Genomic DNA, 15,203 nt, shown 5'->3' with positions numbered 1-15,203 from the left:
CGTTCCGCTCATTCCACGACCCGCCAGGTGATCTCGATCGTCGCATCGGGCTCGGTGGCGGTCAGTTCGTCCAACTCCGCCCGGAGCTGAGCAATCGCCTGGGACGCCCTCGTCCGTCCGCCGCCCGAGCGGCGCGCGGCGCGCTGGCCGGGCAGCGGGTGGTTGGTGGACACGGGCGGCCGGGCGGTGTCGTTGTTCAGACTCACCTCATTGGGCGTGGTGAGCTGGGCAGCCGGGACCGCGGGGGCGGGCGTGGCCGCAGGCGGCTGCGGCCGGGCGGGCGCCTGGCTGCGCTCGATGACGGCGACGATGGACTTTCGCGCGTCCCGCAAGGCGTCCTCGAGCCGCATCGTGCGCTGATCCGCACGCGCAGCGCCGCGCAGCGCCTCCAGCACCGCCTCGCCCTGCGGCCCGTAATTGGGCGCGAGCTTCAGCATGTCCCAGGCCGCGACGACCAGCGCGTCGGCGACCGCCTTCGCCTGCTTGATCGAGGCCCCGTAGCGGCCGGCGGACGCCTCGCCCATGTCGAAGGCAGCGAAGGCGGTGATGACCTGCTTGGCCGCCGCCGTACCCCCGGCCGAGCCCTGGGAGATGCCATACAGCTCGCCCAGCAGGTCACGCGAGCGACGGGCGAGGGTGAGCCTGCCGGTAGCGGGTTCGTCCGCCCCGTCCAGGCCGAGCAGCGCCGCGTGCTTCTCCAGCTCCTCGACGAGGGTGTCCACATGCGGCTTGTAGTCGCGTGCCTTGCTCGTGATCTGCCGGGCGAAATGGCTGACCAGCCGGCCTCGGCGCAGCTTCGGGGGCTGCTCCCCGAAGATGTCCCAGAACCGGCGACCCGCCTCCTCCCACACGGATTCCTCCGGCAGCGGCTGGGAGCGCAGGGCGTCCTGGGGCTTGATCGCCGAGAGTTCGGGGGCAGGGTCGAGCAGCGAGCCGGCGCGCACCCAGACCCGGTCGTCCATCTCCGCGTAGGAGGCGATGACCAGGTTGGCGAGGAAGGGGTCGAGGCCCATCGGCTCGGGCCGGTCGATCCATTCGGCCAGCTTGACCACGCTCAGGTCGCCCGGACCCCCGTCGGTGCGCGCCTGCAGGTTGAAGTGGTCCACCCAGCGGCTGGAGAGCCGGAAGTAGACCTCCTTCTGCTGGCCGAGCCCAAGGGGCGCGGCGATCCGCCGCATCCACACGCGGTCCTTGGAGGGGACCTCGACCTGTCGCTCGGCGGATTCCGCCGCCGTCCGGAGGTGGGCGAACACGGTACGGGCGTGCGCGGGCGTGACCGCCGTGTTGGCGCCCTCGGGGTCCAGGTCGGGGTGCGCGGGGAACTGGTACGCCAGCAGCTTCTTCACGATGTGCCGGGCACCGTCGGACAGCGTCTGGCCGATGGAGACCTTGAGCTCGGGAACGTCACGCAGCGACTGGAAGTGTTCGTCGAAGGAGACGTCGACGTCGGCCGCCTTCTTGTCCGCGCAGCCGTACGCCTGCTTGAACGCCCCCTTCACCGCCTTGATGAGGGACTCTCGCTGCTCTTCGAGGAGCACCCTGGCCCGCGCCCGGTTGTCGGCGTTGAGGTGCTGGGCGTAGTGGGTGTCGAAGCGACGCTGGTCGGCGAGTGCGTAGTCGATGACCACCAGCTTCTGGAAGTCCTTGTAGCGGGCGGCCGACAGGTAGGTGGGGATCCAGCCCACGGTGTGGGGCCCGGTGCCGGACAGCTCCCGCAGGTTACGCAGGCGGTTGGCGGCCTCGACGGGACCGTGCTCGCTCTCGTGGTAGGGCAGGTCGATCACCAGCCGCCACAGACCGTCCTGGCTCGGGGAGAACTCATGGTCGGCCATGTTCTCCTGGTCGTTGACATCGCCGATGACGACCTCGGCTGTGCGGTCCGACCCGCGCCAGACGAGCGTCAGCTCGTCCTCGCCCAGCCGCTCGTGCCCGGCCAGTCCTAGTTCCTTGGCGAGGAGCCGCTTGGCGAGGGCCCGGCGGTTGGAGCGGTTGTTGTTCACGTTGGCGTTGGCGATGACGGAGTCGACGTCCACCCCGGCCAGTTCGAGCCGCACGCCGGGGTTGGTCTTGGTGCCGGTCGACTTGATCTCGACAAAGCGCGTGGCCCACTCATCGACCTTCGCCTGGATGACGCCGACCTCCGCCCCGGGGATCGGGGAGAGGACCGAGCCGTGGTTCAGCGCGCCGAGCCGCCGGATGGTGAGGTCGCGGAGGGCGGGAACGCCGGGGGCGAGGGCGGACAGCAGCAGCGTGCACATCAGCCGGTTGTCGCCGACGAAACCCCTGCAGCGGCCGAGAAGCTGCTGGTCGGTGATGGTCTCGCGGCGGTGCTGATAGCGCTCGACGTCCTCCTCGCTGATGTCGTACGTCGCGATGAGGTGGGGCCGCAGCTTGGTCCGGTACAGCTTGTCCGCGACCTTGAACTCCACCTTCAGGCTGTCCACGAACGGCTTGTCGCCGCCGTCGGCGATGACGGGGTAGAGGTCGCCGAGCGGGATCAGGTTCTCCAGCGTCGCGTCGTCCCGGTGATCGGCGAGCAGCTGGCCCATGAGCTTGAGGCCGGTGCGGGAGCGCTGGAGGGCGGAGGAGATGTGGACGAGGGTGTCCATGAAGGCGGGGGAGAAGGGATACGTCAGCCGGAACGACTCCTCGTCCGCGCCGGTCGTCGCCTCGTCCGAGCCGAGCAGCACGTCCCAGATCTGCGGCCCGACCCGCTTGATCTTCGCGAAGGCCGCGTCCAGCTTGGCGGAGGCATCCGCGTCCTTGGGCTTGAGGAGGCGGGCGTGGGCGATCTGGGGGAGGTTGCGGTCCTCCAGCGTGATCTTGTCGAAGCGGCCGGACGCCAGGTTCAGGCTGTCCTGGATCGCGGTCTCGGCCGCGCCGGACGTCTCCTCACCGACCAGTTCCCGCAGGTCGCGCTGGCGGGCGATGAAGGAGACGATCGGGATGGCCCGGCGCGAGTCGGCGCCCTCGACAAAGTTGGTGATCTTGTCCGTTTCGCGGGAGACGAACTTCTGGTCGTGGATCCGGTTGGCGAGCCAGAGGATCAGCTCGTCCATGAAGAGGATCAGCCCGTCGTACCCGAGCGACTTCGCGTGCTCGGCGATGACGGCGAGGCCGGCGTCGAGGGAGATGAAACCGTGCTCGTCCTCGGCGGCGTTCCTGGCGAACCCGGGGAACCAGGTGACGCTCGCGTCATGCACGAGCTTCGCGCGTAGCTCGGCCGGGGTGCTGGGATTGACGAGGTTGAGGTTCACCTCACCGCCGTCCAGCTCCTCGGCGGCCAGTGCGGTTTCGAGAAGTTCCGGGGTCCACGCAAACGGCTCGCCCCACTCGTCGTCATCCTCGTCGTCGGCGGTGGCCCCGGGGGTGGGGGCGTCGGCCAGGCCGGCGATGAAGGTCTCGTCGCCGACGCGGCGGCGGTGGGAGCGGATGTCCTCGAAGAGGGCGTCGGTCCGGTACACCTGGGGGGTCGGGGCGTCTTCGTGTAGAGCCTTGACGTGGCTGACGTACCCGCCGAGGACGCGCTGCTCCAGCGACTTCGCGCCGAGCATGTGGTATGGGACGAGCAGGAACCGCTTGCCGTCGGTGGACAGCCACTCGTGCTTGGCGAGGACGGGGTCGAAGTCCCCACGGCTGCGGACGGCCGGGTCGCCTCGGAGGAGGGCGTGCAGGACGGCCATGAAGTGGGACTTACCGGAACCGAAGGAGCCGTGGAGGTAGGCGGCCTTTGAGGTGCGCCCGTCGAGCGACGCTTTGATGAGGCTGAGAGCTTCGTCGAAGTTCTCCAGGAGGCGTTCCGTGACGACGTAGTCCCGCAGCGCGCGGGCCGCCCCCTCTTCGGTGACGGCCTCGGCGAGCTTCAGAACGAAGTCGGAGGTGGAGATCGACGTCTTGATGTCGATGACGTCGCGGAGCAGTGGGGCCGTGCCGGTGGCGTTCGGGGCCATCTGTGTCTCGCTTCTCCTGGTTCCTGCGTCCTCTTGTCATGCGGGCCTGGACAGCAGGGTGCTCCCCCCTTGGCCGGGCGCCGCGCTGGTCACGGATTGCTTCCGCGTGGTCCCGGTTGTGTTGTCGTCAGTCGCACGACTTCGCCCGACCACACTCGCACGTGCAAGTGTGCTCGTCCCCGATCGTAACGGTTTGCGTATGGGAGAGGGCCAGCGTGCATCGTGCGCTGGATGCGACTGGGGTGAGCCGCAGGGTCAACGACTACAGGTTGTCGAAGTCTCCGGCGGCCATTCCGGCCTTGAACGCCTTCCACTCGCCGGAGGTGAAGCAGAGGTGTGGGCCGGAGGGGTTCTTGGAGTCGCGGACAGCTAGGCCTCCATCAGGGAGGGCGGCTAGTTCGAAGCACTGGCCGTTGTTGGCGGTGAAGCTGCTCTTCTGCCAGGAGAGCGTGGCGGGGTCGATCGAGTAGAGGTCTGCCTTCTCCATCAGCCAGCCTTTCTTGTGTCCGTGAGTGGTTCCTTCCGGGCGGGGTGGTGCGGGCTCTGCGCCGACGAGCGGGGCGTGGTCCGGCTCAGCGCAGGTGCGTGATGAATGAGGCCCAGGCCACTCGACTGACGCGTATGACGGGACCGGCGGGGCGCTTGCTGTCCCGGACATGAACGAGGTGGGGGAGGTTGTCCGCGACCTCAACGCACTCATTATTGCCACCGCTGTATGTGCTCCTACGCCATCTCGCACCAGACAAGTCCGGTGCTATGTGGTAGGCACTCTTCATGCTCCGTGCTCCTTGGCCCTGCGACGGATGATGCCACGGGACTCCATTGGAGAGAGCGCAGATGTGCGCGCGGCGTCGAAGAGGTCTTGGTAACGGGCGACCTCGGCCTCCTGCTCGAACCAGGTGGAGCCGGTTGGGTTGTCCGCCAGCACGACGTCGAGTGCCCCCTCCTCGGGAAAACCCAGCACTACGTACGGCCCGAACATACTCGCATGTGCTCCGCGCGCGAACGGCAGCACCTGGATGGTCACGTTGGAGTTCTCGGAGAGGTCCAGTAGGTGCTGTAGCTGCGCTTTCATCACCTCAGCTCCGCCGACCTGTTGCAGGAGTACGGCCTCTGACAGAACCGCCCAGACATGCAAAGGGGAGTCGCCAGTGACGCGTTCCTGCCGAGCCAGACGCACCTGGACGAACGCCTCGATCTCGTCTGCGGTCTGCCACTGCTGCGAAGCCACAGTCACAGCCCGGATGTACTCCGGGATCTGAAGCAGGCCGGGGACAAGTTGAGCCTGGAACGTGCGGATGGAGCTGGCCATGGCCTCCAAGGCAATGTAATCACGGTAGGTATCGGCAAGAACTGAGCCGTACTGATTCCACCAACCCTGCCTGCGTCGGCGATTGGCCTTGCGCGCCAGCGCAGCCAGCCGCCCTCTCACCTCGGCATCAGTCACGCCGTACGCCTGCAACATCGCCGTCAGATCCGGGAGTCGCACCGCCACCCGCCCGTTTTCGATGCGGCTGATCTTGCCTTTGGTGCAGTCGAGGGCCTCGGCAGCTTGGGCGGTGGTGAGACCCGACGCGTCTCGCAACCGCTTCAGTTCATCTCCAAGTTGGCGGCCGAGAACGGTTGATGGGCTCGGGCTGGTGCTCTTCGCAGGCATGTGTACAGCTCTAGCAAAACAGCGACCCCAGCGGGCTGCGATTAACCCAGAAGAGGGAAAGTTGGCATGATGTCAGTCGGCAACGTTGCAGATTCGTGTGGTGCCTTGTCATCCTGCTGGGCACGGACATCGGCGTCCTGTGGCTGTCGGCCATGGGATTCCGGGCGAACTTGGACCTCCTGGGGGCCGACATGGCTGCACCGAACGAAGTCACCTTCCGGCTGCCCCGTCGTCGCAGTAGCGTTCGAAGGGCGCGGGCCCTGTTGTACGCCGCACTGGGCGAGTGGGGAGTCGGGCAAGATGCGGTGGAAACCGGTGAGTTAGTTCTCTCCGAGCTGGTGACCAACGCGCTGCGGGTGCGTGTGCCATGTGATCGACTGGTGGGCGTACGGATCGCGTGGCTGGCGGAAGACGGCTTGCTGCGCCTGGAGGTCAGTGACGCGGGCGAAGGGAAACCCGAGGTGCGGGCGCCTGGCGATGATGAGACGGGCGGGCGTGGACTGCTTCTCGTGGAGGCGCTGGCTCATCGCTGGGGGTTCGAGCAACGCGCGTGTGGGATCGGCAAAACGGTCTGGTCGGAACTGAAGGCTCCGCATCTCGTGCCGGAACGCGAGGGGATCGAGATCGCTGCAGCAGCGGTCCGCGCAGGTCAGTGCGTACGGGTGTGGGGCGCATGGCACGCGGTCCGGAGCGTGGGCACTGAGCGGTCTGCGTCGGATGGTGGGCACACCGTCGTGCTTGGGCTGGACGACGGCTCTGCGCTGCGGATCGATGCCACCGGGCCGCTGACGGTGCGGGACGCTGGTGTCTCCTCCCCGCAGAGAGGTGGGGAGGAGACACAGGGATAGCGATCAGCTCTTGGCCGAGCGCTGGCCACGAGCGGCCGGGGCGGGCCGCCAGGCCCGCAGATCGTCGTCGGTTAGACCGTGTTCACCCTGCTGGGTGGTGCGGTAGCCCGTGAAGAAGGCCGCAGGGGAGCTGCCGTACAGCGGGTCGAAGTCGTCGTGCCACTGGTCGAGCCAGGGCTGCAGTTCGAGCAGGCCTGCGAGAAGTGGCGTCATCTCCTCGGACGACAGCCCATCGTGGTTGGTGAAATACGTGGCGAGCGCCTGCGCCTGCTCCCGGTGATCCCAGCCTGCCCAGCCGAACAGCTTGGGCGTCCCGGAGATCGCGCCGGTCGCATACGAGATGAACCGCTCCTTGGGTACGTCAAGCTTGCCTCGGGCCCGCCAGTAGGACGGCTTGAGGAAGTCGGCGGACGTGTACTTCGGGGGCACGGGGATGGTGTCTCGGATCTTTCGCTTGGCAGGCTCGTCCGGGGCGGCGTCCTCCTTGCGCTGGAGGTCCCAGACGTACTCCCAGTCGGCACGCTTCTTGAGTGCGGTGGGCTTGTAGCGGAGCGCAGCGAGGAACGGCACGTGCTCCTCGGCGAGGAGGCCGGCGACGATGATGGCCAGCTCTGTGCGGGGCGCGTACAGCTCCGCGACGGATACGAAATCCTCATCGAGAGAAAGGGCCGAGGTGAGCTGGTCGCGGGTGAGGATGGTCGGCTGCCCGTCGGGGAACCACAGCTCGCGGTTCTCCATCCGGTCCAACAGCCAGGACCTGAGAGCGCGCTGCTGGAGGAGGTCCCACCCCTCGGTCGCCCAGCGACGCTTGTACTCGGGACGCTCCACCATGCCGATGGCGCGGGATGTCTCGATGACATCGATGCGCTTCTGGACAAGAGTCTTGTACGCATCAGGCCAACGGGCGGGGATATCGGTGATGGGGGTGTGGCCGTGGTGGCTGAACCATTTTGTCGAGATCTCGCCACTTTCAATCTTGCGTGCAAGAACTATCTCGAAGGCCCGCTCACCGGGGGCGAGCGTCGGAATGTAACTTTCAGGGAGGCTCAGATCATCAGGGTGCAGATTATAGATCGAGTAGACCTGCCAATCCATCTCCTCCTGGAGGGCGACCATCCGCCCCCGAGTGGCCTCCCACTGGGCGCGGGCGTCGCGCAATACGGCAGTCGTAGGTACTTGACCTTTAGCTGAGATCAGCTCGGAGGGGATTGTGCGCGCCAGTTCCTGGGCCAGCGTGTCGAGTTCTTTCGCGAGTGTAGTGGGGTAGGTCGAGGGGAGCGGGAAGTCTTGGAGCTTGGTGCCGGTGAACTCGTAATTCCAAGACCAGGGCTGGTCAGGCATTCCGCTAGCAGCCGTGGCGTTTCCCTTGCTGTGACTCACCTGCTTGAGCCAGAAACAGGCGGTAGAGCTGTTAAGTAGCCCTAGCAATCGCAAATGGTCTTCCTCGGTTGAATCCTCTCGCAACTTGATAACCGGGGCAGTGCGAGTGAACGCGAAGCCGCTGCGATCAAGTACCACATGGTTATGCGTAGCCACGAACGCGAAGTTCAGGGACCAGGGATGTGCGCCGTTGTCCTTTGGGAGCTGGTGCCACTCCCACCATGGGCGGTTCTCGGTGAAGTAGTTTCGCCCCGAGAAGGTTGAGCGTTTACCCAATTCGGTCCTATTAGGCCACAAGGTGCGGTGAAGGTTTGGAGTCTCACTGAGCGGGACAATGGTGCGGGAAGCGTCGTAGGGGTGGATTACGTAGTCTCCGTCGGAGATCGTGTAATCGCGCACCTCATCGCCGACTCCGAGGCGCTTGACAAAGTTTGACTCGACGGAGAGATTGTTTAGGGTCCTGCGAGGGAACGTCAAGGCGTCATCGGCATGCGTGTCACCGTAAAAGCCAATCCGTACGAGCTGGGACTTGATCTTGGCGATGCTTGCGGAATCGATCTGCTCGATCATCTCCAATCCGCCATCCGTAAGGATCCACGGCTTGCGGCTGAAGTACCTTTCACGCTCTAGATCATCCACCGAAACCCATCGATTTGCGGGGTCGGGGTTATCGATCTGGTTTATGATCGAATTCCACACAAGACCGTCTACGCCATTTGCGGGAATCGCAGGTTCGCCCTGGATATTCCGGACTGTCCGCACGGTTTGTGCGCGACTGCTTCCCGATCGTCGCCGCCCCACAAGAATCACTGTCGGTGTGCTATGCCCGGGAATATATGCCCCCGAGGTGTCAATAACCTCTGTCAGCTCTACCTTGTGTGCGAAGTATTCCTCGATCAGCTTGGTGCCGAACTCGCGCTTCATGAAAGAGTTCGCGGTGATTTGCCCCACCATGCCGTATCCGTGCCCGTCGGGATTGCCCACCTTCGCCAACTGGAAGAACCGCTCAGCGAAGGGCACGGACAAGGCGTATGTCCCTGCACAGGATGCGTACAGCTCCCTATACAGCTCATTCAGCTTTCTATCCTTGACGGTGATGTAGGGCGGATTCCCTACCACCACGTCATACCTCCCCTGCTCCAGAATCCCTGGATACGCGTGCACGTCCTCCGTCGCATACGAGAACTCCGCCAGCGGGTCCCCCGACTCCTCGCCCAGCAGCGTCAGTTCAAGCTGCCGTGCCTTGATAAGAGAGTCGCCTACCGCCAGGTGAATCGGCCAGTCGTACCTACCCGCCTCCGCCAGCGTCCGCATACCCGCCGCCGCCATCCCAGCTACCAGCAACCGGAACCGCGCAATAGCCACCGCGAACGGGTTGATGTCCACCCCGTGCACCGCGTTCAGCGCACCCCGCACCCGCTCATGCACATCCCGCCCCGGCTCCCGCTCCGCGAACAGCCGGACCATCCTCCGAAAGGCACCCAGCACAAAGTGCCCCGACCCACACGTCGGGTCGATCATCTTCAGCTCGCCGAACTTGCCGCCCAGCTCCCGCACCACCGGATCCATCGTCCGGTCAAGGATGAACTCCTCGACGAACTCGGGTGTTTGAAGCAGCGCATACGTCTTTCGCGCCGACTCCGACAGCCACTGGTACAGGTCACCCAAGAACCGGGTGTCCCACCCCTCCGTACCGTCATCGTTCAGCGGGTCGGTGAAGTCGTGGACCAGCCTGTCGCCGTCATCGCCCGCACCTCGCTCGCGCCAGAACTCCACCAACCCCCGAGCCGCATCGTGCGACAACGGAATCTGGTACAGCGGATTGCGCCGCGTGTCGAACAGCAACTTCCCGGCCTGGCCCGCGCCCAGTTCCTCAAAGGCCCGCTCCAGCCACCCCCGGTACGTAGGGTCTGGGTCCTCCTCCACGTACTGCGCGTACCGCGCCTCCGCGAGATCCCGGCGCTCCGCGTCAGGCCCCGTCAGATACGGCTCCGCAATAAGCAGGTTGTCCTCGCAGAACCGTACGAACACCGTGCCCAGCACCCACGCCACCGCGACCTGCGTGACCCGCTCGTCGAGCCAAGTGCTCCACGTCGCCGCCGTACGCCCCAGCTTGCGCGCCTCGTCGTACTCGGCCCGCAACCGACCGGCAACCGAGTCCGCCGCGCGCAACTGCTCCACCCGGTCCGCTGACAGGCCACCCTCAGCCAAACGCGCATCCAGCCAAGCACTCCACCTCGGGGTCCCTGGATCCGCCTTGCTCGCCTTCTCGTACTCCTGCCGCAGCGGCTTGAGGACCGACTCTCCGTCCTTGACCTGCTTGGCGAGGTCCACCTCGATCGCCTTGACCTGCTTGATCAGGTCGGCCCGCAGCGCGGCAGCGTCAATCACGTCGTCTCGTCTCCCGTAATCCCCGTTGTCCCCATTGCCTCAACAGCGCCAGCGCCCCCGCCCGCGCCATTACCCGCCGCCGCCCCCTCGGCCCGGTGCTCGTTCGCCACCCACGACTCCGGCAGCTCGATCCATTCTCCCAATCCCGCCTGGTACGGCACAGCCACCGCGCCGAGCCGAGGCGGTCGCGCCGGATCGCTCTGCGGGCACAGCAGCCACAGTCCGCGCCCCCCCTCCCGCGCGACCTCGGCCAGCCGTTCCAGCACCGCCATCGCGTCGTACCGCGCGAAGGCGCCCGCATCCGTGAGCAGCACGGGAGAAGACCCCGACCCCCGTACCCCCGACACCAGCTCCCTCAGCTGGGGCTCCACCGCACCCCAACTCGTCCGTGCATACTCGGCGAACCGCATCGCCGCCTTCGACCCCGGCTCCGCCCCGTCCGCGCGCAGGATCGTCTCCCACGTCGGCTTGGGCCGCGGGTCCACCTGCTCATGCAGTGCTCGCAGGAACAGATCGGTCACCGACACCACTTCAGCACCAAACCGGTCCGTCACCAGCTCGCGCACCGCATAGCTCGCCATCCCCGTCCGTACCGTCAGCACCCGGAAACCGTCCCGGCGGGCAGACGCCAGCAACTGCTCCTCGGCGACCGCCGCCCCCGCGAGCTGGGGGTCGTCGGAGTAGCGGTGCGCGGTGAGGGTGCCGGTGGCCTGGCGGGCGGCGTCTGACGACAGGTAGGAGGAGCCGCCGTCGGGCTGGCGCGGGATGTAGCGCAGCGTCCCGTGGCCCTCGCGGGTCTTCAGCTCCAGGTCGAACCCGGCGTCCCGCAGCGCCCGCGTGAGTGGGCCGCCAGTTGGCAGCGCGTGGCCGCGCCGCTCGTTCAGCAGCTCCGGGAAGCGTGACCGTACCCGCTCGTGGATGTCCTTGGGCGTGAGCCCAGGCAGCCGCTCGTCCGGCACGCCAGGGATGCGCGGCACCAGACCCGCCTGGGTGAGACGCAGCGCCCGCACGAGCGGGAGATCACGGGGATAGATCTCCAGGCGGGGCGTCGCGGCGGCCCGGCGCGAGGCGGCGGCGGCGATCTCGACGATGCGCCGCTCGTCCCACTCCACAGTCGTGCTCGGAGGGGCGATGGCGCCCAGCTCCGCGAGCACCGTCGCCGCGGTCGGCAGGGTGTCCAGTTTCGCCAATCGGTCGGCGACCCGGCCCAGCTTCTGGGCGTAGTTGAGCAGACCGGGCCCGGACGGTGTCTCGGGTGCGTCATCCGGGCCGACTTCCAGGGCCAGCAGGCCCGCGCCCATGCCCTCGTCCGCCGCGTTGCGGTTCGGCGCGTGCTGGAACTCGGCCTCGTCCGGCACGAGTTGTTCGACCTCCACCACCGCCCGTACCGCGGCCAGCGCCAGCGCCCGGCGCTGCTCGCGCTCGGGAAGCTCGGTGCCGCGCCGTAGCGCCAGGGCGTCGGCGATCTCCGCCGCGGAGGCGACGCGGCCGAGGTCGCGGAGAAGCTCCAGGATCTCGGCGCGCAGCACCTGGATGGCGGGGTACCGCTTCCAGCGGGTGCGCTGGGTCTTCAGCATCTGAGGGATGCGGCCGGCCGACAGTCCCAGGGCGCTCGCGACGTCCTTCTGCTTGGGCCAGACGCCGATGTCGGGCAACGCACCCCGGTCATCGGGGATCCGCAGGAGCAGCCGTACCATCTCGCACTCGTTGCGGTTCGTCTCGTCCTTCTTCAGCTCCGGGACGAAGAGCGTGGCGAGCGTGTCGAGGCTGACCCTGCGCAGGGCACGTTCGGGCAGCCCCTCCGCGCCGCCGCCTTCCGCCATCGCGTTCGCGAGCGCGGCCTCGGCGGCTGACAGCTCCTCCTTCGCGGCCTTGCGGCCCTCGGGGGTGAGCGGGGTGGCGGGCTGTTCGGCGAGCCGCTGCCGCCACTCCTTGATGCGGCGGAGGACTTCCTTGCGGGTCTTGGCGCCCAGGCCGGGCGCGTTGACGAGCTGATGGCGGCTGTAGTCGAGCAGACCACCGACGTCGTTGACGCGCAGTCCGTAGACGAAGGACTCGGCGGCCGGGCTGAGACCCGAGGCCGAGATGGGGGTCTTGCGGTCGGCCTGGGCCGCCAGCCGGTCGCGCTGCTGATCGGCGCTCTCCTCCTCGGCGGCGGGGATAGGGGCGTCCTGGGCCTGCGCCACCGCCTCCTCGGTGTCGCCCGCACCCCCCGTCGCAGCGGCGGGCTGACGGGAGCGGCGCGACGACGGCTTCGCCTCGTCCATGGCCAGGAAGATCTTCTTCCAGGCGTCCCGCATCGGCTTGAGGTCGGGGAAGCGCTGTGCCCCGTCCCGGTGCAGCGCTTGCCGGAAGAAGTCGACCAGGCCGTCCTTCACCGCCGGGTCGAACGCGTCCGCCGCGATCTTCGGGTACGGCTCCTTCTTCGAGTCGGTCTGGCGCGGCGACACCCTTCCGTCGCCCCAGACCGGAAGCTCGCGGGAGGCCATCTCGTGCAGGGTGACCGCCAGGGCGTACCGCTCGGCGTGCCCGTCGTAGACCGAGCGCTCGGTGAGAGTGCCGATGAACGGATCCAGATAGCCGTCCGTCCCGGCTGCGGTCTCCTGTACGGGGTAGCCGGCCAGCGAGAAGTCGATCAGCACCAGCTCACGAGTGCGGTTCGGGCGGATGCGGATCGCGATGTTGTCCGGCTTGATGTCGCGGTGCCACACACCCTCGCCCTCGAGGAAGTCCACCGCACCGAACAGGTAGTCGCCGTACGCCTCGAGCTGGTCCACCGACAGGCGGCCGAACTCCCGCAGCTGCCGGGCGACGGTTTCCTCGCGCCGTCTGCTCCTCCGCTCCCCGGGCGCGGCGGGTTCGCCGTCGGCCTCGCGCTCGTCACCGACGTACTCCATGACGAGGACCGTGCGACCGCCGATGCGCTGCGGCTCCGGTTCAACGAGGCGGATGATCCGCGAATCGGGGCGCAGCCGCCCCATCACCTCGGCCTCGCGGGCCAGCATCTCGCCACGGCTGTCGGAGATGGCGACCTTCAGCACCGCCAGGGTCTTCGAGAAGCGCACGTCCGGGCTTGCGGTCAGGTCCCGTACGAGGAAGGCGCGGCTGGTCGACCCCGTGCCGAGTCGGCGCCGGACCTCCCACCTGCCGGCCAGCACGTCGCCCGCGACCGCTTCCAGGGGGTCCTTCTCGGGCTCGGCCGGCCGTATGGGCTCTGCGGGGGCGGGCTCGGTCAGGACCGACTCGACGACCTCCAGCATCTCCAGGAAGTCGTCCACCGAGTCCAGGCGGTCGTTGACGTGGTAGGCGGTGGCCGCCTGGACCAGTTCGTCGATGTACTCCGACAGACCGTCCACCACCGAGCTGGGGCGCAGTCCTTCGCCCGCCTCGTAACGGGCCAGTAGCTCAGCCTGGCTGGCGGCCGGGGCCTTTCCGGTGGCCAGCAGGTAGGTGAGGACGCCGAGCCCGTAGATGTCCAGCGCGACGGGGTCGGCCTTCAGCGCGGTCAGTTCCGGGGCGAGATACGGATCCGCGCCCTCGGCGAGATGGGCGCCCGCACGCGAGAGCGTGGTCGGCGCGAAACGCTCACCGTCGCTCGGCGTGCCGGTCCCCGGGCCACGCTGGACGGCGACCTGCCAGTCCGAGATCTGCAGATACGGGCTGAGCCAGCCGGCCTCTTCACTGTCCGCGCCCGCCGCGCGGCCCCGGGGGCGGGGGAGCACATGGATGGCGCGGGCCGCGAGGGTGCGGTGGTAGATCCGCCGACCGTGTGCCGAACGCACGGTCTCGGCCAGCTGCCGTACCAGCGCCATCCGGCTGAGGATGTCCAGCTTCTCGCCGTACTGCGCCAGGTATTCATCCAGGCGCAGCGTTCGCGCATCGAAGTCGAAGATCAGCGCCGGTCCGGCCGAGTGCCCGGACGGGTCGTACTGCTTCAGCTGTACGACACCGGGGTGCCGGAAGCGCCGCAGCACCGAGGCCTCGCGCCGTGCCGCGCGTTCCACCGAAGCCCGCAGCTCGGCATCCGAGCCGCGCTCTCGCAGATAGACGCGGATGCGGGCGGCCTCCGGCAGCTCGCTATGGCGGGCCAGATAGTCCGCCCAGGTCGGACCGGAGTCGAAGGACTTGCGGTGCAGCAGATAGGGGCCGACCTTGTACTCGGCGTCGCTGCGCGCGATGCCCACCCGCTCCAGGGCGGACGCGATCCGGCGCGACCGTGACCTGTCGATCCGCCGGCGCTCCTCGCGCGGGGGCTCCGCCAGCATCTGGGCGAGCTGGTGGACGGTGTAGAGGCCGTGCTGGTCGTGGGCGGGCAGCCGGTTCTTCAGTGACGAGTCGGTGAAGCACACGGCCTCCGACACCCACACCCGCTCGCCCTCCTGGGCCAGAAGTCCAGCCAGCTCCTTGGCCTTCTTGTTCGCCAGGTGGAGCGGGTTGCCATGCGTGACCTGCCGTCCGCTGGGCTGGGTCTGCAGCCAGGTGCCGTTACGGGCCTCGACGGAGCCGTGCCAGTCCTTCAGCTCGATCAGGTACACCCCGCCGGGGGCGACGACGAGCAGGTCCACTTCTCGCACGTGGCCGCTGTGCGCCGTGAAGGTGAAGTTCGACCAGGCACGCCAGGGATCGTTGTCGGGGAGCTTCTCGCGGATGGCCTCCAGCCCGCGGCGCTCGTGCTGGAACTCGGATTCGGTGACCGTGACCCACCGGCCGTCCCGCATGCGCCATCCCCGCTTCGTGTCCACGTCGATCTGTCCTGATTGCGGCTGCTCGGCAGCAATATCCCCGGCTCAGATCGTATCGGGTGTGGGTGGTCGCCGGGAGCGTCGTGGCCTACCGCCCGGGAGAGAGGTGATCGTCGGACCCTGGGACTGAGCGGGCGCCCCACCAGGACGTGGCGTGGTCATTGGCCGGAATTGCGTTCTTTCATCGCCGATCGCCCCCCTTCACCCTTCAATCAGGGGCGATACAGCGGGACCG

7 protein-coding genes are annotated in these 15,203 nt (G+C 67.6%); 1 reads left to right on the top strand and 6 read right to left on the bottom strand.

What is annotated here, in order from left to right:
• Positions 1-8: 8 nt before the first annotated feature.
• The 4 genes from pglY to ACWY4P_RS17970 all read right to left on the bottom strand — a co-directional run bounded on the left by pglY (position 9) and on the right by ACWY4P_RS17970 (position 5,607).
• Complete coding sequence (pglY, locus tag ACWY4P_RS17985; protein WP_456211561.1) at positions 9-3,950, bottom strand: BREX-2 system ATPase PglY; 3,942 nt, start codon at positions 3,948-3,950, stop codon at positions 9-11.
• Positions 3,951-4,212: 262 nt separating this feature from the next.
• Positions 4,213-4,437, bottom strand: a complete 225-nt coding sequence (locus ACWY4P_RS17980) for a DUF397 domain-containing protein (RefSeq protein WP_456211560.1) — start codon at positions 4,435-4,437, stop codon at positions 4,213-4,215.
• Between the two features lie 85 nt (positions 4,438-4,522).
• Entirely contained in the window at positions 4,523-4,726 is a 204-nt protein-coding gene (locus tag ACWY4P_RS17975) for a DUF397 domain-containing protein (protein ID WP_456211559.1), read from the bottom strand.
• The gene (locus tag ACWY4P_RS17970; RefSeq protein WP_456211558.1) at positions 4,723-5,607 is read right to left on the bottom strand and encodes a helix-turn-helix domain-containing protein; all 885 of its coding nucleotides are present in this window, start codon (positions 5,605-5,607) and stop codon (positions 4,723-4,725) included. Before ACWY4P_RS17970 ends, ACWY4P_RS17975 begins: the two co-directional genes overlap by 4 nt.
• A 95-nt stretch (positions 5,608-5,702) precedes the next feature.
• Here ACWY4P_RS17970 and ACWY4P_RS17965 point away from each other — a divergent pair, with 95 nt between their 5' ends.
• On the top strand, positions 5,703-6,455 hold the full coding sequence (locus tag ACWY4P_RS17965; RefSeq protein WP_456211557.1) for an ATP-binding protein: 753 nt from the start codon (positions 5,703-5,705) through the stop codon (positions 6,453-6,455).
• Between the two features lie 3 nt (positions 6,456-6,458).
• Here the strand turns inward: ACWY4P_RS17965 and pglX are convergent, their stop codons facing one another.
• Positions 6,459-10,226, bottom strand: a complete 3,768-nt coding sequence (gene pglX, locus ACWY4P_RS17960) for a BREX-2 system adenine-specific DNA-methyltransferase PglX (RefSeq protein ID WP_456211556.1) — start codon at positions 10,224-10,226, stop codon at positions 6,459-6,461.
• Positions 10,223-14,944: a BREX system serine/threonine kinase PglW gene (gene pglW / locus ACWY4P_RS17955; protein WP_456212960.1), complete on the bottom strand. Its 4,722-nt coding sequence runs from the start codon at positions 14,942-14,944 to the stop codon at positions 10,223-10,225. Before pglW ends, pglX begins: the two co-directional genes overlap by 4 nt.
• Positions 14,945-15,203 lie beyond the last annotated feature (259 nt).

Source organism: Streptomyces sp. LZ34 (assembly GCF_053890475.1).
This window is presented reverse-complemented; position numbering and strand designations above follow the sequence as displayed.